This window comes from Embleya australiensis, from assembly GCF_051903075.1.
In the GTDB taxonomy this organism is placed as follows: Bacteria; Actinomycetota; Actinomycetes; order Streptomycetales; family Streptomycetaceae; genus Embleya.
Genome location: NZ_CP182423.1, coordinates 1,426,807 through 1,443,786 on the forward strand (window position 1 = coordinate 1,426,807; position 16,980 = coordinate 1,443,786).

Sequence of the window (16,980 nt, forward strand, 5' to 3'; positions counted from 1 at the left end):
GTCCACCGAACCACCGGCGGGCGAGGACGCGAGTGGGTCAGGGATCGGCGGAGCGCGGCGCTTCGGGGTGTCGGCGCAGCGTGAACAGATGCGTCGTTCCGGTGATGTCGAGCAGGCGGCGGGCCCATTCGCCCAAATCCAGGGTCAGCGTGGTGCCCCGCGTGCCGGCCCGGGTGCGCGCGTGCAACAACGCGTGCACGATCGTGCTGTCGCAGAAGGTCACGTCCGCCAGGTCGACGTGCACGTGCTCCGCGCCGCTGTCGAGCGCCCGGCCGAGCGCCCGGCACAGTCGCGGACCGGTGGCCACGTCGATCTCGCCGGCGACCCGGAGCAGGACCGGTTCCCCGTCGGCGGTGACGTGCAGGCACAGCAGTTCCGAGGCGGGCACGGGTTGTTGGTACCGCTCGGGTCGGCTCGGCCGCGGCGGTGGCGCGGAGGATCCACCCCCGCCGCGAGGCTCGGGGCGACGCGGTCGTCGAGACATGGTCGACTCCCTTGCGTACCGTATGCGTGTTTCGTTGACATCTGTCGGGTTGGTCTGCTCCCAGCATCGGACGCCCCGAAACCCGCGTCAATGCATTCCGGAACCCTTCTTCCACAGGTGCGCACCCGTGATCAGCGCGGGGCCTGCGACAGCGCACCCGCCAGGAAGGTACGCACCGCCCGATGCACCGTCTCGGGCGTGGGCGGGGGGCCCTTGCGGTCGGCGAAGAGCAGGTGCCCGGTGCCGACCAGCATGGGCGCGAGCGTGTCGGGATCGGCGTCCGGGACGAGCCGGCCCAAGGCGCGCTCGGCGGCGAGATAGCCGGCGATCATCGCCGTGGCCTCGGTCAGGATCGGCACGCCGGTGGGCGTGGTGCGGCGCAGCCGGGCGCGCAGTTCGTCGCGGGAGACGACCAGGCCGACGATGGCCACGGCGACCGATCCGAACAGGTCGATCAGCGCCTCGGTGACATGATCGGCGACGTCGCCCGACCCGGCCAGGCCGTGCAGCGCGGCCGCGCGGCCGTCGATCCGGGCCACCCGGTCGCGGACGAGTTCGGCGAGGAAGTCGTCGAAGTCGGCGAAGTGCCGATGCAGGACGCCCTTGGCGCAGCCCGCCTCGGTGGTCACCGCCCGGCTGGTCAGCGCGCTCGGCCCGTCCCGGAGCAGGACCCGCTCGGCCGCGTCGAACAGTTGCTCCCGCACGTCGCGCAGGGCCACTCCCGTCGGCATCGTCACTCGCCCCTTCCGGCTCGATCGCCCCACCCCCGCACCCGGCGCTCGACCGGGAGGCGATTGACGAGTGGGCAGGCGCCCATTCATAGTGGGCACATGCCCACTATACCGTCGGAGCACGAGCACACCCCCCGCCCCGAACCCCCGATCCCACCCCACCGGCACCGCGAGACGGCGGAGTCGTTCGGCGTGGACGCCGAGCGCTACGACCGGACCCGCCCCCGCTACCCGCAGGCCCTGGTGGACCGCATCGTCGCCGCCGCCCCGGGCCCGGACGTCCTGGACGTCGGCTGCGGCACCGGCATCGTCGGCCGCCGCTTCCGGGCGGCCGGATGTACGGTGCTCGGCGTCGACCCGGACCCGCGCATGGCCGACTGGGCGCGCGGACGCGGACTCGACGTCGAGGTCGCCACGTTCGAGGACTGGGACCCGGTCGGACGCACGTTCGACGCGCTCGTCTGCGGCCAGGCATGGCACTGGGTGGACCCGGTCGCGGGCGCGGCCAAGGCGGCGCGGGTGCTGCGTCCGGGCGGCCGGCTCGCCCTGTTCTGGAACACCGCCATGCCCGAGCCCGAACTCGCCGCGTCCTTCGCCGGGATCCACCGCTGGCTGCTGCCCGACTCCCCCGCCGCGCTGCCGACCCCGGGGGACATCGACCGGGCGTACGCGACCATGTGCGCCCACGCGGCCGACGGCCTCCGGGCGGCGGGCGTGTTCGCCGAACCGGAACAGTGGCGGCTCGACCGGCGGCACACCTACACCCGGGACGAGTGGCTGGACCAGGTCCCCACCATCGGCGTCTACACCCGCCTGGCCCCCGACGTCTCCACCGAACTCCTGGCCGCCTTCGGCGCCGCGATCGACGCGGCGGGCGGCAGCGTCCCCGTCGACTACGGCACGCTGACCCTCACCACGACCCGCAACCCCGCCTGACCGACACGAGACTCCCTCGCCCCACCGGCGGGCGGAGTCGGGGGTGGTCGGGGGGGTTGTGACCTTGGGGCGTGGGCGTGTCTGATGGTCGCACTCATCGCGAGGGGGAGGCGTTCGGTGCCTCCCGCGCCGACCCGTGATGCCGGCTCCGCCGCTGCCGTCTTGTCGCCGTGCCCCGGCTCGGGAGGTCGATCGTGGATCACGAGGGACTTCGACGCGCCCTCCTGCACCGCATGCTGATCGGATACCGCACCCGGCTGGTCCCGGCCGTACCCGGGCGCGGCTTCGCCGGCGCGGCGAACCGGGTCCCGCGCCAGGAGGACGTCGCCGGCCAGGCCCGGGTGAGTCTGCGCTGGTACGGGCATCTCGAACGGGGCGACCGGGTCGCCTTCGACCCGCATCGGCTCGCCCGGGTCGCGGACACGTTGCGCGTCCCGCACCGCGAGCGCGGACTGCTGCACCTACTGGCCACGGGGCCGGACTCGACGGTGTTCCCCCGGCCCGTCCCCAGGCCGGCCCCGGACGTGTCGCACGACGACCGGGAGACCCTGTGCCGGTTGTCCCCCAATCCGGCGATCCTCACCGATCACGCCTGGAACGTGCTCGCCGCCAACGACATGGTGTTCGCCTGCTTCCCCGCACTGCACCACCGCCGGGCACCGGCGGGCCCGCCGAACGTGCTGGACTGGATCTTCGGCGACGAGGCGGCGGCGACCTTCGCCGACATCGACGCGGTCCGCCGCGACGCGGTCACCACCGCGCAACTCACCTACATACGCTACGGCGACGACCCGACGGTCGCCGCACTGGTACGGACCCTGCTGGCCCATCCGGGCGCCGCGACCCGCTGGCACCGGTGCGTACTGCCGTGCAGTCCGCGACCGCGCCACCACGTACGGCTGCGGGTGTTCGGCACGTGCGAGGTGGTGTTCCTGCACCACGAGGACACCGACGGCCGGCACCTGCTGGCCATGCTCCCGGCGGTCGAGTCGCGGCCGTCCTAAGCCGCGAGCCGCGAGCCGCGATCTGCGGCCGGGGCCGGACGCCAAGCAGGGTCAGGGACACGCCGGTTGCGCCGAGCCGAAGGTGCGGCGGTAGGTGTGGGGGCTGACGCCGGTGGTCTTCTTGAAGCGGTCGCGGAAGGCGGTGGGCGAGCCGAACCCGACCTGGGCGCCGATGCGTTCGACCGGGTCGCCGGTGGTCTCCAGGAGGTGCTGGGCCTGGCGGATGCGCGCGCGGTGCAGCCATTGCAGCGGCGTGGTGCCGGTGTGCTCGCGGAAGCGGCGGATCAGGGTCCGGGTGCTGGTTCCCGCCCGGGCGGCGATGTCGGCGAGGGTGAGTTCGGCGCCCAGGTTGTCCCGCAACCACGCGAGCAGCGGTTCCAGGGCCGAACCCTGCGGTGTCGGGACATGGTCGTGCACGATGAACTGCGCCTGCCCGCCCTCGCGTTCCAGCGGCATGACGGACAGTCGGGCGGCGTCGGCTGCGACCGCCGAACCGTAGTCGCGGCGGATCATGTGCAGACACAGGTCCATCCCGGCGGCGGCGCCGGCCGAGGTGAGGATGCGGTCGTTGTCCACGTACAACACGTCCGGGTCGACCTCGACGGACGGGTGGTGTTCGGCCAGGAGGTCGGCCGCGATCCAGTGCGTGGTGGCGCGCAGGCCGTCCAGCAGCCCCGTGGCGGCCAGGGGGAAGGTGCCCACGCAGATCGACGCGATCCGGGTGCCGTTCCGCGCGGCCGTGCGCAGTGCCTCGCGCACGGCGGGGCTGAGCGGGGTCAGCGGGTCGGCGGTCCCGGGCACGATGATCGTGTTCGCGCCCGCCAACCCGTCCAGCCCCCACGGCGCCCGCAGGGTGAAAAGGCCGGCGTCGACCTCCGGCTGCTCGGCGCACACCCGCACGTCGTAGCCGGGCCGGCCGTCCGGGAGCCGGGAGAGGGTGAACACCCCGATCGGGGTGGCCAGATCGAACGGGATCACCCCGTCCAGGGCGAGGATGGCGACGATGTGCATGGCAGGAATGTACCCGGCCACCGGAAAACCGCCACGGCCGCACCCGGGGTCGGGCACCGGCCGCGCGCCGCCCGACCCGGCCCGGACACCCGCCCGCCTCACCTCTCCGGCGGGAAGTCCGCGCCCAGGCTCACCTGCCGCCATGCCGCGAACCCGTCACGCAGGGCATCCAGTCGGGCGTCGGCGATGTGCACCGCGGCCTCGCCGAGCAGCAGCCGCAGCGGGGGTTCGGGTGCGTCGACCACGGCGGCGATCGCGGCGGCGGCGCGGTCCGGGTCGCCCGGCTGCCGGCCGTACGTCGCCCGCGTGGCGGCCCGACGGGCGCCGGCGGTGTCCGCGTAGTCGGCGATCCGGACGGCGGACTCCCGCATCGAAGGGCCGGACCAGTTCGTCCGGAACGCGGCCGGCTCCACGATGGTCACCCGGATCCCCAGCGGCGCGACCTCGGCGGCCAACGACTCGCACAGGCCCTCCAGCGCGAACTTGGTGGCGTGGTAGTAGCCGGTCGCGCCGAACGCGACAAGGCCGCCGATCGAGCCGATGGTGACCACGTGGCCGGACCGCCGGGCGCGCATCCCGGGCAGCACGGCCCGGGTGACGGCGGCGACACCGAGGACATTGGTGTCGAACAGCCGCCGTATCTCGTCGTCCTCACCCTCCTCGACGGCGGCCAGGTAGCCGTAGCCGGCGTTGTTGACCAGCACGTCGATCCGGCCGAACGTGGTCTCGGCGGCGGCCACGGCGACGGCGATCGCGTCGGCGTCGGTGACGTCGAGCGGGAGCACGAGCGCCCGATCGCCGTACCCGCCGACCGCCTCGGCGACGGCACCCGGATCACGGGCGGTCAGCACGACCCGATCCCCGCGTTCGAGCGCGTGCAACGCGATCGCGCGCCCCAGGCCGGACGAACAGCCGGTGACGAACCAGACGGGAGTGGATGCGGAGGAAGCGGGGATGTCCATCGAAATGTCCTTCATGGATCGATTCTCGGGCGGTATGGGACTCACCCCTGGCCCGTCGGTATCAGGAGCAGTTCCGCGAAGTTGACGTGCGCGGGCGCGGCGACGGCGTGCCCGACGGCGGCGGCCACGTCCTCGGCGGACAGCGGGGTGTTCGCGGTGCGCATCGCGGCCAGTTGCTCGCGGCTCGCCGGATCGTGCATGTCGTCGCCCAACTCGGTGAGCGTGACGCCGGGTTCGATGTTGGCGACCCGTACGCCGCGCGGGCCCAGCTCGGCGCGCAGTCCCCGACTCAGGTGCGCCACGGCGGCCTTGGTCGCGCAGTACACCGACCAACCGGGGAACGGCCGTTGGCCGCCCAACGAGCCGATGTGCACCAGGTCGGCGGGGCGTCCGGCCGCCGCGGCGGCCAGCAGGTCGTCGACGAACACCCGGCCCGTGTAGAGCAGTCCGGTCAGATTGACGTCGAGCATCCGGTCCCACTCGACCGTCTCCGCCTGCTCGAACGCGCCGCCGAGCATCACCCCGGCCGACGCCACGACCAGGTCGACGGCACCGAGCCGCTCGTGCACGACGCCGGCGGCGTGCCGCATCGCCGCCAGGTCGCGGACGTCGACGGGCACGGCGAGGATCGTGCCGCCGGTGTCGGCGTCGACGCGCTCCTTCGCCAGTGCCTCCAGTCGGTCCGCACGGCGACCGAGGGCGGCGACGTCGGCGCCCGCCGCGGCCAGTACGCGGGCGGTCGCGGCGCCGATGCCGCTGGAGGCGCCGGTGACCACCGCCACCCGGCCGTGCAGGGGAAGCCGAGGGGTCGTGCCGCCGGCGGTGCCGCTGTGTCGTTCGGTGTGTGTCATGGCTCCAGGCTGGCCGGAGTCCGCCGGCCCAACCAGGCCGCCGCCCACCCTGGGAGTACCGCACCCTGGCTCCCCGCCTCCCCTCGTCGTACCGTCGAGGCATGGACAGCGACAACGCCCTCGGCACCTTCCTGCGCGCCCGCCGCGAGGCGGTCGACGTGGCGACGGCGGGGATCGTGCACGCCGGTCGCCGCCGCACGCCCGGACTGCGCCGGGAGGAGGTCGCGGCGCAGGCCGGAGTCAGTACCGACTACTACGTACGCCTGGAGCAGGGTCGCGAGCGCGGCCCGTCCGAGCAGGTCGTCGACGCGCTGGCCCACGCACTGCGCCTGGGGGACGACGCGGCGGAACACCTGCGCCGATTGGCCCGCCCGGCGCCGCGCCGCCGCTCGCCGGTACGGCGGGCCGAGCGGGTGAGTCCGCTGTTGGTGCAAATGATGCAGTCCTGGGATCGGCAGCCGGCCGTCGTGCTGGGCCGCTACATGGACATCCTGGCCGCGAACACGCTGGGCGCCGCGCTGTTCGACGGGCCCGAACGCAACCTGCTCAGGCTACTCTTCCTCGACCCGGCCGGGCGCACGTTCTACCCGGACTGGGAGCAGGCGGCGCGCAACACCGTCGCGTCGCTGCGCTCGTGCGCGGGCGACGATCCCGGGGACCCGGCGCTGGCCTCGCTGGTGGGCGAACTGTCGCTGCGCAGCCAGGACTTCGCCCGGCTGTGGGCCCGGCACGAGGTGCGCCGCAAGAGCACCGAGGCCAAACGTTTCCGGCATCGCGCGGTGGGCGAACTGGTGTTGTCCTACGAGTCGTTGACGGTGAACAGCGCGCCGGGGCAGCAGCTGGTGGTGTATCAGGCGGAGCCGGGCAGCGCCACCGAGCAGGCATTGTGCCTGCTCGGCAGCTTGGCGGCGGACCGGGTGGAATCCGGAGACGAGCCCCGATAGGGCGGGTCTGCGAGCTCTATGCCCCGGTATGGCGGGTGCGGCGGGTGCCCCCGGTCGCCCCGGCCTCCCTCACAGTGGCTTCACCTTGTTCGGCGCGACCGCGACCGTCACCGACCGGGTGCCGCCGAGGAGGCCCGCCAGGGTGAACGTGACCTCCAGTCGGCCGTCGAACCGGCTGCCCACGACGACGCCGCGAGCCCCGGCGGGGACGGATTGGGTGAGGCCGCCGCCCAGGTCCCCGACCGCTTCGACCCTGGTACCGATGTCCATGGGATGTTCCTCCGTCCGGGCGGGCCGACTACGCGCGCGGCGCGGATTCGGCGCCCCGGTCCTGTTGCAACCGCCACAGTTCGGCGAACAACCCGTCGTGTTCCGCGAGGAGTTCGTCGAACGTGCCCTGCTGGGTCACCCGCCCCGAGTCCATCACCACGATGTGGTCCGCGACCGCGACGTTGGCCAGTCGATGGGTGACCAGGACGACGGCGCTGTCCCGGGCGATCTCGCGAAGGCCCGCGAAGATGCGGTGTTCGGCTCGGGGGTCGAGGGCGGAGGTGGGTTCGTCCAGGCAGATCAGCCCCGGCTCGCCGTACAGCGCGCGGGCGATGCCGAATCGTTGCCACTGGCCCACGGACGGGTCGACGCCGCCCCACCATTCGCGGGCCAGGAGGGTGCCGAGGCCGCGCGGGAGGCCGGCGATCACGTCGTCCGCGCCCGAGGCGCCGGCCGCGCGCTCGATCGCTTCGTCGTCGTCCTCGCGGGGTTGGCCGAGGTTGATGTTCAGGCGGGCGGACAGCGGCCAGCGGGCGATCTCCTGCGGGACGTAGCCGACGTGGGACCAGGCCGCGTGCGGGTCGAGGTCGCCCACGTCGTCGCCGTTCCAGGTGACCCGGCCCTCGTGGGCCAGGTACAGGCCGCACAGCAGGCGGGACAGGGTCGACTTGCCGGAGCCGTTCTCCCCCACCAGGGCCAGGATGGTCCCTCTGCGCAGTTCCAGGTCGATGTCGGCGACGGCGGGTGCGGCCTTGCCGGGGTAGCGGTAGGTGACGTTCTCGGCGCGGACCACGACGGGCGGCTCGGGGACGAGGTCGCCGCGCTTCATCGCGTGGCCGCCGGCCTCGTCGAGGAAGCGGGCCCAGTCGTCGAGGTACAGGCCGACGCTGTAGAGCCGACTGCCGGAGACCACCAGGCCGCCCAGGGCCGTACCGACCGTGCGCAGCGCGATCACCGCGGTGCCGGCGGCGGCCACCGACATACGGTCCGTGGACAGCAGGTACGCCAGCGCGGCCCACACCAGGCTTGCCGCCAGCCCGCCGACGGCGGCGCCGACCAGGCCGATCTTGGCGGTGGTCCAGGCGCCGGACTGGGTGACCCGCTGTACCCGATCGGCCGCGACGGCATAGCGGCCAAGCAGGAACGGCGCCATGGTGCCGGCCCGGAGCTGGTCGGCCCAGCGCTGGTCGGAGATGTGCCAGCGCAGCATGTTGAGCAGCCGCCGCTCGTCCTGGGTGTGCAGCGTGGTGAGGTATTCGACCCGCGCCCCGCGTACCGCCGCCACTCCGCGCGGCAGCGCGCCCAGGAGCAGCAGGGGCAGCAGCACCGGATGCAGGAGGGTGAGTACGGACGCGGCGGCGATCAGCGAGGCGCAGGCGGCGAGGACGTCCTGGGACTGCGGCATCAGGCCGCGCATCGATTGCAGGCCCCGATCGGCGGCGTCCCACCGGTCCTGATAGCCGGGGTGGTTGTAGGCGGCCAACTCGGCCCGGGAGGCGGCCTGGAGCAGCAGCCATTCGGACTCGCGGGTCAGCCGCGGGGTCACCCGCGCGGACAGCGCCACCACGGCGATGCCGAGCACGGCGCGCAGCCCGACCGCCGCGCTCAGCAGGAGGATCGAGGGCAGCGCGTCGCGCAACCGGTCGGTGACGTCGCCCGACGCGATCAGCGCGGTGATCGTTCCGGTCGTGGCGAGCAGTCCGCCGGCTTCGAGGACGCCGGCCAGGACCTGACATACCATCAGCGCGACCAGGGCTCGCGGATCGGCCTTCCAGGCGAGGCGCATGGCGCGCACGAGCAGGTGCGGCAGGCGGGCGGCCATGGCGCGGGTGGTGATCTTCGTCAGCGCGACCGCGGTGTCCCGGCCGGGGGGTGCGAACGCCAGTTCCTGGTCCGGGCGTTCGTCTTGGGTCGGGGCTTCGGCGGGGGTGTCGGGCGGGACTCGGGTCGGGACTCGGGTCGGGGCTTCGGCGGGGTCTTCGGTCGGGGCTTCGGCGGGGTCCTCGGGCGGGGTCTCTGCGGGGGCCTCCGGCGTGGTGGCGCTCTGGTGCGGGATGGCGTTCGGCCCGGGTTTCGAGCGGGCGTCGCTCAGGGGGGTGGGATCTTCTCCGGCGGGTTTCGCGGTCACGACGGCGCCTTCCGATCGTGCGGGGTGGGATCGCTCGGCGGAGCGTCCGCCAATGCTGGTGCGGTGGGGTGACACCCCGGCAGAGCGCACCGGTGTGAGAGCGAGGCGTGGAGCCGAACCGGGCGCCTCGAACGGGCGCTCGACCAAACGATTCGCTGCCCGGCTCCGCCGACCGATCGGCGCCGGACACCCCACCACACGCGCGCTCGCCCGATCGACCGCACCGCGCGCCGGGCGTGCCCGGGAGGCGCATCGGCCGGCCGGGGTGACGCGCGACGAACGACTCCCGCCCGCGCCTTCCGGCCCGGACCGCCGCGCACGCCGCCGCCCGCTCCCCCGTTGGGTCGCGGCGCCGAGGGGGTGCCTATCCTGGCGGGGACACGGGGCGGCCGGACCAAGGGTGAGGTGCGACGATGAGTGCTGCCGTACGGACCATTCGCTGGGGCATCCTGTCGACCGGCGGTATCGCCGCCGAGTTCACCAAGGCGCTGCGGAGCCTGCCGGATACCGAAGTGATCGCGGTCGGGTCGCGCGGCACGGCGAGCGCGAAGGCCTTCGCCGAGCGGCACGAGATCCCCCGGGCGTACGGCAGTTGGGCCGAGTTGGCCGCCGACGACGACATCGACATCGTCTATGTCGCCACCCCGCACTCGGCGCATCGTGAGGCGGCGGGGCTGTGTCTGACGGCCGGGCGGGCGGTGTTGTGCGAGAAGGCGTTCACGCTGAACTCGCGCGAGGCCCGCGAACTGGTCGAACTGGCCCGGGGACGCGGGTTGTTCCTGATGGAGGCCATGTGGACGTACTGCCACCCGCTGATCCGCCGGATGTGTGAACTGGTCCGGGAGGGCGTGATCGGCGAGGTGCGCAGCATATCCGCCGCGTTCGGCTTCGCCGGGGACCTCCCGCCCGAGCACCGGCTGCGCGACCCGGCGCAGGGTGGCGGCGCCCTGCTCGACCTGGGGGTCTACCCGGTCTCCTTCGCCCACTTGCTGCTCGGCGAGCCCGACACGATCCGGGCCTGGGCCCACCGGACCCCCGAGGGGGTGGACGCGAACACCGGCATCGTCCTGGGCTGGAACAGCGGTGCCGTGGCCACCCTGGGCTGCTCCATGACGGCCGACACCGACGCGCCCGCGACCGTCGCCGGCACCCTGGGGCGGATCGAGTTCGCCGACGGCTTCTACTACCCGGACCGGTTCGTCGTGCACCGCCGGGGCGAGGAGCCTCGGACCGTGCTGCTCGCGGACGTCACCGACGATCCCGAACGCGGCACGATGCGGCACGAGGCGATCGAGGTGATGCGCTGCCTGCGCGCGGGCGAGACCGAGTCCCCGCTGGTGCCGCCGGCGGGCACGCTGGCCGTGATGCGCACGCTGGACACCGTGCGCGAGCACATCGGGGTGCGCTACCCGGGCGTCGACTAGCCGACGCGTTCGGCGGCGGGCCCGATTCAGGCAACCGCCGTGCCCGCCACGGCTGTTGCCGCGCCCGACGGCTCAACACGGCCCTTGGCGCTCTGCCGCGAGCAGGCGCAGCGCCGCGACATGCGCCCCGTCGGTCCGTACCTGACCGGCGACCGCCGCGGCGCGCTGGGCCCGCTCGGGCCGCAGGGCGTCGTCGAGGGCCGCGATCAGCGAGTCGGTGGTCGGCGTCCCGGGCGCGTGCGGCGGAACTGTTCGCCGACGCCCGGAAGCGCGTCGAACAGGGCAACGGCCCCCGCTGACCCACCGGTGGGCGGGATCATGATCCCGCCCACCTTGCCGAGGGTTACTTCGCGGCGATCGCCGCGGCCGTCGTGGGATACCAACCACCCATGAAGGCATCGGCGTTCACGAACAGCTCGCCGCTCGGCTTGTCGAGCGCGTGCACCGGCAGCCGCTTGCCGGTCTGCCCGGCCTTGTTCGCCTCCACGGCCACCTGGATGTCGGCGATCTCCGAGCCGCCGCCCGGCGCCGGCGGTGCCGGGTGGAAGGCGGCGTAGGCGGTGCCGCCGGGCTTGAGCGTCTGGAACGGGTATTGGTAGTCGTTGCCGTGCTCGACGTCCCGGCCGGCCGTACCGCCCGCGTACACCTGCGGCCAACCCGGCAGCACACAGGCCGCGGCGCCGGTGTTGGTGCCCACGACGAGCAGCACGTCCTTGTGCCCGGCCGGGTAGTCGACCTTGAGCGAGATCTGGTCCTGTGCGCACTCCCCGCCGGGGGTGCCGGTCGACTTGGCGGTCGAGGTCGGCGTGCCGGCGGGCCCGGTCGCGGCGCCGGAGGCGGTCGGGGAGGGTGTGGTGCCGGTCGCGGCGACGGTGGCCGGGGCGGTGATGGCCCGGCCTCCCGGGTCCGCCGTGGTGGCCTTCTTTTCCTTGTCCTCGTCGTTGCAGGCGGACAGGCCCAGCACCGCACAGCCGGCGATCACGACCGCGCCGAGGCGCACGAAAACAGACATGGTGATTCCCCCGTGTAGTGCCCGGTTGTTGGTTCCCCGGGCAGAGCGCAGATCAATATAGGGGTACGAATCGCCTGCCGTGCGCGTGGTGCGGCCGGTGATCATTTGGTGACGGAGGGGTCGTGGACACCCGCGCGGCGGTCGGCCCCGGCCCGACCCCCGCCGGCCACGCTCGACGGGCGAACGGGCCGGACGGGTCAGCGGATTCTGGCCCCGTAGACGTGGTCGACCGTCATCGTCATCAGCACCCGACGATCGGACACCATCACCGACCGGTACTCCGCCCAGTCCGGGTGCTCCCCGGCCGCCGCGCGGTAGTAGTCCACCAGCGCGTCGACCTCGGGACCGTCCGGGTCGGTGCCCGGTCCGATGAGCGTCGCGACACCCTCGGCGGTGGCCCAGGAGCCGCCGTCCGAGCTGGTGACCTCGAGCGTCGCGCGCGGGTCGCGGCGCAGGTTGGCGGTCTTGGCCCGGCCCTCGGTCATCGAGACGTGCAGCACGCCGGCCGCTCGATCGTAGAAGGGCATCACGGGGGACAGCTGGGGGCGGCCGTCCGCCTTGATGGTCGCGAGCACGCCGAGGCGGCTCTGCGCGAGCAGCGAATGCGGGTCGAACGATGAGGTGCTCATGTCAGGGCCCAATTCCCGATCGGGCGCCGCGTATTCCCCCCGCGCCCGGCCCGATCGCCGATCACGCGCGGGTCCCGGCCGGCGCCCGGAGCTGTTCGATCACGGCCGCGTAGCCGCTGCCGCCGTGTCCGTCGGCCACCGCCCGCTCGGCCACGGCCCGCACCAACCTCGGGAACGCGGCGTCGACGCCCAGCGATTCGCTCTCGTGCACCAGGTGCTCCATCGAGGCGAGGTGCGTGTCGATACTGGCGTCGAGCACCGGATACCTGCCCTCGTCGATCTGCGCGGCGTAGCCGGCCAGCCATTCGGCCACCGTCGCCAGCCCCTGCCGAGCCACCGGCGCGAACGTGCCCGCGCTCACCCCGGCGGTGTCGAGCAGCGCGGCCCCCTGGAGGAATCCGTTCAGGATGCCCCACATCAGACCGAGCATGGACGCGTCGTAGAGCGCGGACAGACCCTGGTCCGCGCCGAGGTACGCGGTCCCGCCGCCCAGGCTCCGCAGCGCCGACTCGTGCCGCTCGAAAGCGGCCGGCGGGCCGCTGTAAAGGATCACCCCCTCGGGCGTACCGATCGCGGTCGGCGCGCCCAGGATCGCCCCGTCGAGGTAGTCCGCGCCGTGCCCCGCGGCCCACGCGGCGGTCTCCCGGGCCTCCTGCGAGGTGCCCGTGGTCACGTTGACCAGGGTCCGACCGGCCAACGTCCCGGCCGACGGGTCGAGCAGTTCGCGCACGGCGGCGTAGTCCGTGACGCAGACGACCACGAGCGCGCCGGCCGCGACGGCGTCCGCGACCGAGGGGGCGAGCCGCGCGCCCCGCGCGACAAGGTCGTCGGCCTTGGCCGGCGAACGGTTCCACACCGTGGTGGGGTATCCCTCGCGCAGAAGGGTGTCGGCCAGTGCCCGACCCATGTGCCCCAGACCGATGACCGTCACGGGTGTGCGGTCGACGTCGTGCGTTTCCATCGTGGCTCCTTCGTGTGACGCGATGCCTGTGGCAGGATCATCGACGTTCACACCGGTATGAAGGTCAACCGAGAAGGTCGACCACGCAGGTCGACCACGAACGTCAACCAGGAGCGCACACGTGCTGATCGGGGAACTGAGTCGACGCACCGGGGTACACACCCACCAACTGCGCTACTACGAGGCCCAGGGCCTGCTCGAACCCGCGCGCGGCGCCAACGGCTATCGCGAGTACGACGCCGACGCGGTTCTCACCGTCACCCAGATCCGCGGCCTGCTCGAAGCCGGTCTGTCCACCGAGGACATCGCGTATCTGCTGCCCTGCGCGATCGGCGCGGCCCCCGAGTTCGCCCCCTGCGGCGAGCTGACCGACTTCCTGCGCACCCGCCTGGACGGACTGGACCAGCGCATCGACGCGCTCACCCACACCCGCCGGGCGCTGCACACCTACCTCGACGCCTCGGAACGCGCCGGCGCCCCGCGCTGACGCCCCGCCGTCGGCGGGCATGCTCAGGGCTCGTAGCCCAGTTCGCGGATCGCCGCGCGCCCCTTCTCGATCTGGGCCCGCGCGGCCACCAGATGCGCGTCGGCGCTGCGCAGGCTTGTCCGGACGATCTCGACCACCTCGGCCTGGCCGAGGGTGTGCGGGTCGGGCGGGCTGGTGGAGGCGAGCAGCGCCAGCACCGCGTCCAGACCGTGGGTGATCGCCGGCGCGGCGCCCCACACCCCCTCCTGGGTCGGCACCGCGGTGTCGGCGAGGTCGAGCGCGGTCCGGCGCAGGCGATCCTCGATCGCCCGCGTCCAGACGAACGTGGTCACCCACGCGTCATCGGCCCGGGGGTGGTCGGCCGCCGCCGAGCGCGCGCCCGCCTGGTAGCCGCTGCGCAACACCTCCTGATCGAGCCGGTCCACGTCGCCGGCCGCGGCGGCCTCGATCAGGAACAGCAACAACCCGAGCGCCATCGGTCGCGACATCGCATCGGGGTCGTCCGCCGGTTCCGGTACGTCCACACCCAGCACCCGCAGACACGCGACGACCTGCTCCCGACTGATCATCGGCCGCCGCGACTCCTCGCTCATCGCTGGAACGCCCCGGCCACCGCCCGTGGTTGCGTGTCGACCGACGGGCGGGACCACACGCCGACCGATAAGCGGGATCGCGCGTCGAGCGGTAAGCGGGACTGCGTCCTCATCGCGTGCCCTCTCCTGTGCCGGCCGCCGGCCGCCGACCGCGTCGGCGGACTCCCCGTCCGACGCTAACCGGCTCACGGCAGGCGCGGGGTCCGAGTCGGCGAAACCTCCGAAACCACGCCCGTCCCTACCGATCGGCCGTCGTGCGCGAACTCGCCGCCGTGTTCGGCCGGTTCGCGCACAGCCAAGCGAGTACCGCGGCCAGCAGGGCGGTTCGGCCGGGCAGGTGGGCCAGGTCCACGAACTCGTCCCGGGCGTGCGGGTGTCCGCCGACCGCGCCCATCCCGTCGAGGGTGGGGATCCCGAGCGCGCCGGTGAAGTTGCCGTCGGAGCCGCCGCCGGAGCGCACGGCGTCGGGTTCGGGCATGCCCAGGTCCCGGGCCACCGCGCGGACCAGACGCAACAGGTCGGCGGACACGGCCTCTTCGAGGGGATACCGGTTCACCCCACCGGTCACCACCAGCCCGGCCCCGGGCAACACCGGGCTCAGCTCGCGCATGTGTCGTGCCACGCGGTCGAGTTCCGCACGAGTCCAGGCGCGTACGTCCACGGACAGCGTCGCCGCGTCGGGCACGGTGTTGGTGGTGGATCCCGCCGCCGCGACGGTCGGGGTGACCGTGGTGCCGAGGTCCGGCCGGGACACGCCGGCCAACGTGAGGACATGGTGGGCAAGTTCCACCGTCGCGTTCACCCCCAGTTCGGGTTCCAGGCCGGCATGCGCCGCGCGACCGCGTACCGCCACCCGGAAACCCGCGACCCCCTTGCGGGCGGTCTTCACCGCGCCGTCGTCCCCGCTCGGCTCGCCCACCAGTACCGCCCCGGACTCGGCGGCCAGTTCCTCCACCAGGGTGCGGGAGGTGGGCGAGCCGGTCTCCTCGTCGCCGGTGAGCAGCAGGCCGATCCGATCGGCCGCGCCGGACAGCGCGGCGGCGTACATCATCTGCACGATCCCGGCCTTCATGTCGAACACGCCGGGCCCGCGTGCGATGCCGTTCCGCACCGAGAAGGGCAACTCGTCGAGCGTGCCCACCGGCCACACCGTGTCGTAGTGCCCGAGCAGCAGCGGCCCCTTCCCGCTCGGGCGCCAGACGAGGTGGGTGATGCCCTCGCGGACCACCCGCTCCGGCGGACGTCCGAGCAGGCGTTCCCCGGCCGCCGCGACCGGATCGGCGCAGCGGTCGAGTGCCCGCCGGTCCTCGGAGGGGGATTCGCAGGTGACCAGGTCGCGCAACAGGTCCACCATCGCGTCGAATTGCTCGGACGCACCGTCGAAGTAGTGCCCGGACACAGTCATGCCCGGAATCCTCCCCCGCGCCCGACTCCGGGAATCGCCGCCGTCTTGGGGCGGGACCGACCCCGATCACCCGTCCAGGCGCGGGTAGTCCAGGTAGCCCTCGGCGCCGCCGCCGTAGTGACCGGTCTTCAGCGGCCGGTTGAACGCGGCGCCGGCGGCCAGGCGTCGGGGCAGGTCGGGGTTGGCCAGGAACAGTCGACCGAAGGCGTACACGTCGGCGAGCCCGGTCCGCACCGCGTGCTCCGCCCGTTCGTGGCCGCCCGGTTCGGCGCCGTCGTAGGTCGCCATCAGCGTGCCGCCCCAGCGCGGCCGCAGGTCGGCCAGCGCCGGATAGGCCCCCGACTGCACCACGTGCAGGTACGCCAGCCCCATCCCGTCCAGCGCGCCGACCAGTCGGCGGTAGCGCGTCGCCGGATCGGCCTCGAAGATGTCGAGCTGCGTGTTGTCCGGGGAGATCCGCAACGCCGTGCGCTCCGGCCCGATCGCGGCGGCGACCGCCTCGACGACCTCGATCGGGAAGCGCACATGGTCGGCGTAGCCGTCGGTGCGCCGGTTGGCGCTGTCGGCGAGGAACTGGGCGAGCAGATAGCCGTAGGCGGCACTGATCTCGACCCCGTCGAAGCCGGCGTCGACGGCGTTGCGCGCGGCCTCGGCATGCGCCTCGACCGACGCGGCCACCTCGGCGGCGGACAACTCGCGCGGGCGCACATAGGGCTTCGGGCCGTCGGCGGTGTGGATGGTGCCGGAGGTGATCGCCACGGCGGAGGGGGCGACCGGCCGCGCCCCGTCGAGGAGATCGGGGTGGCTGACCCGGCCCACGTGCCACAACTGGGCGAAGATGCGCCCGCCCTCGGCGTGTACCGCGCGGGTCACCTCCCGCCAGCCGGCCACCTGCGCCGGGTCGGTCAGGCCGGGCACGCCGGGGCCGCCCTTGCCGAGGCGATGCGGCCAGATGCCCTCGCTGACGATCAGGCCGGCGGCGGCGCGCTGGGCGTAGTAGGCGGCCATGATGGGCGTCGGGACCCCGGTGACATCGTCGGCGCGCGAGCGGGTCATCGGCGCCATCGCCGCCCGGTTGGGCAGGTGCAGGTTCGGGCCGCGATAGGGGTCGAGCAGGGGAGAGTGCATGGAGGCTCCTTCGCCGGAAA

Annotated in this window: 18 protein-coding genes; 5 read left to right on the forward strand and 13 right to left on the reverse strand. The window is 73.5% G+C overall.

Going from position 1 to position 16,980, the window contains the following annotated elements; all coding sequences use genetic code 11:
- Nucleotides 1–37: 37 nt before the first annotated feature.
- Together ACMXN5_RS36460 and ACMXN5_RS36465 are read right to left on the reverse strand one after the other, a co-directional pair.
- On the reverse strand, nt 38–388 hold the full coding sequence (locus ACMXN5_RS36460; protein ID WP_439679174.1) for an STAS domain-containing protein: 351 nt from the start codon (nt 386–388) through the stop codon (nt 38–40).
- Between the two features lie 227 nt (nt 389–615).
- The gene (locus ACMXN5_RS36465; RefSeq protein WP_439679175.1) at nt 616–1,215 is read right to left on the reverse strand and encodes a TetR/AcrR family transcriptional regulator; all 600 of its coding nucleotides are present in this window, start codon (nt 1,213–1,215) and stop codon (nt 616–618) included.
- A 99-nt stretch (nt 1,216–1,314) separates the two neighbouring features.
- On the opposite strand from ACMXN5_RS36465, the gene ACMXN5_RS36470 reads away from it, so the two are divergent.
- Both ACMXN5_RS36470 and ACMXN5_RS36475 read left to right on the forward strand, forming a co-directional pair.
- Complete coding sequence (locus tag ACMXN5_RS36470; RefSeq protein WP_439679176.1) at nt 1,315–2,151, forward strand: class I SAM-dependent methyltransferase; 837 nt, start codon at nt 1,315–1,317, stop codon at nt 2,149–2,151.
- Between the two features lie 194 nt (nt 2,152–2,345).
- Nucleotides 2,346–3,155, forward strand: coding sequence for an MmyB family transcriptional regulator (locus ACMXN5_RS36475; protein ID WP_439679177.1), 810 nt, complete (start codon nt 2,346–2,348; stop codon nt 3,153–3,155).
- A gap of 51 nt (nt 3,156–3,206) precedes the next feature.
- On the opposite strand, the gene ACMXN5_RS36480 is transcribed toward ACMXN5_RS36475, so the two are convergent.
- From ACMXN5_RS36480 to ACMXN5_RS36490, 3 genes are all read right to left on the reverse strand, one after another.
- A complete protein-coding gene (locus tag ACMXN5_RS36480; RefSeq protein WP_439679178.1) occupies nt 3,207–4,166 on the reverse strand; it encodes a GlxA family transcriptional regulator in 960 nt (319 codons plus the stop codon).
- A gap of 98 nt (nt 4,167–4,264) precedes the next feature.
- Complete coding sequence (locus ACMXN5_RS36485) at nt 4,265–5,143, reverse strand: oxidoreductase (protein WP_439679179.1); 879 nt, start codon at nt 5,141–5,143, stop codon at nt 4,265–4,267.
- A 26-nt stretch (nt 5,144–5,169) separates the two neighbouring features.
- Nucleotides 5,170–5,979, reverse strand: coding sequence for an SDR family oxidoreductase (locus tag ACMXN5_RS36490; RefSeq protein WP_439679180.1), 810 nt, complete (start codon nt 5,977–5,979; stop codon nt 5,170–5,172).
- Nucleotides 5,980–6,080: 101 nt separating this feature from the next.
- Between ACMXN5_RS36490 and ACMXN5_RS36495 the strand changes: the two genes are divergently transcribed.
- A complete protein-coding gene (locus ACMXN5_RS36495) occupies nt 6,081–6,923 on the forward strand; it encodes a helix-turn-helix transcriptional regulator (protein WP_439679181.1) in 843 nt (280 codons plus the stop codon).
- A gap of 69 nt (nt 6,924–6,992) precedes the next feature.
- On the opposite strand, the gene ACMXN5_RS36500 is transcribed toward ACMXN5_RS36495, so the two are convergent.
- Entirely contained in the window at nt 6,993–7,193 is a 201-nt protein-coding gene (locus ACMXN5_RS36500) for a hypothetical protein (protein ID WP_439679182.1), read from the reverse strand.
- Between the two features lie 28 nt (nt 7,194–7,221).
- Complete coding sequence (locus tag ACMXN5_RS36505; RefSeq protein WP_439679183.1) at nt 7,222–9,321, reverse strand: ATP-binding cassette domain-containing protein; 2,100 nt, start codon at nt 9,319–9,321, stop codon at nt 7,222–7,224.
- A 413-nt stretch (nt 9,322–9,734) separates the two neighbouring features.
- Here ACMXN5_RS36505 and ACMXN5_RS36510 point away from each other — a divergent pair, with 413 nt between their 5' ends.
- Complete coding sequence (locus ACMXN5_RS36510; protein ID WP_439679184.1) at nt 9,735–10,745, forward strand: Gfo/Idh/MocA family protein; 1,011 nt, start codon at nt 9,735–9,737, stop codon at nt 10,743–10,745.
- Nucleotides 10,746–11,088: 343 nt separating this feature from the next.
- On the opposite strand, the gene ACMXN5_RS36515 is transcribed toward ACMXN5_RS36510, so the two are convergent.
- The 3 genes from ACMXN5_RS36515 to ACMXN5_RS36525 all read right to left on the reverse strand — a co-directional run bounded on the left by ACMXN5_RS36515 (nt 11,089) and on the right by ACMXN5_RS36525 (nt 13,347).
- Nucleotides 11,089–11,757 (reverse strand): DUF4232 domain-containing protein, encoded by a 669-nt coding sequence (locus ACMXN5_RS36515; RefSeq protein ID WP_439679185.1) that lies wholly within the window; start codon nt 11,755–11,757, stop codon nt 11,089–11,091.
- A 197-nt stretch (nt 11,758–11,954) separates the two neighbouring features.
- Nucleotides 11,955–12,386: a PPOX class F420-dependent oxidoreductase gene (locus ACMXN5_RS36520; RefSeq protein WP_439679186.1), complete on the reverse strand. Its 432-nt coding sequence runs from the start codon at nt 12,384–12,386 to the stop codon at nt 11,955–11,957.
- A gap of 61 nt (nt 12,387–12,447) precedes the next feature.
- Nucleotides 12,448–13,347 carry an NAD(P)-dependent oxidoreductase gene (locus ACMXN5_RS36525; RefSeq protein WP_439679187.1) on the reverse strand — a complete coding sequence of 300 codons (900 nt, stop codon included), beginning with the start codon at nt 13,345–13,347 and terminating at the stop codon, nt 12,448–12,450.
- A 121-nt stretch (nt 13,348–13,468) separates the two neighbouring features.
- Here ACMXN5_RS36525 and ACMXN5_RS36530 point away from each other — a divergent pair, with 121 nt between their 5' ends.
- Nucleotides 13,469–13,834, forward strand: coding sequence for a MerR family transcriptional regulator (locus ACMXN5_RS36530; RefSeq protein ID WP_395796073.1), 366 nt, complete (start codon nt 13,469–13,471; stop codon nt 13,832–13,834).
- A 23-nt stretch (nt 13,835–13,857) separates the two neighbouring features.
- Here the strand turns inward: ACMXN5_RS36530 and ACMXN5_RS36535 are convergent, their stop codons facing one another.
- The 3 genes from ACMXN5_RS36535 to ACMXN5_RS36545 all read right to left on the reverse strand — a co-directional run bounded on the left by ACMXN5_RS36535 (nt 13,858) and on the right by ACMXN5_RS36545 (nt 16,960).
- Entirely contained in the window at nt 13,858–14,427 is a 570-nt protein-coding gene (locus tag ACMXN5_RS36535) for a hypothetical protein (RefSeq protein ID WP_439679188.1), read from the reverse strand.
- A gap of 238 nt (nt 14,428–14,665) precedes the next feature.
- Entirely contained in the window at nt 14,666–15,832 is a 1,167-nt protein-coding gene (locus tag ACMXN5_RS36540; protein WP_439679189.1) for a M20 family metallopeptidase, read from the reverse strand.
- A 66-nt stretch (nt 15,833–15,898) separates the two neighbouring features.
- Nucleotides 15,899–16,960, reverse strand: coding sequence for an alkene reductase (locus ACMXN5_RS36545; protein WP_439679190.1), 1,062 nt, complete (start codon nt 16,958–16,960; stop codon nt 15,899–15,901).
- Nucleotides 16,961–16,980 lie beyond the last annotated feature (20 nt).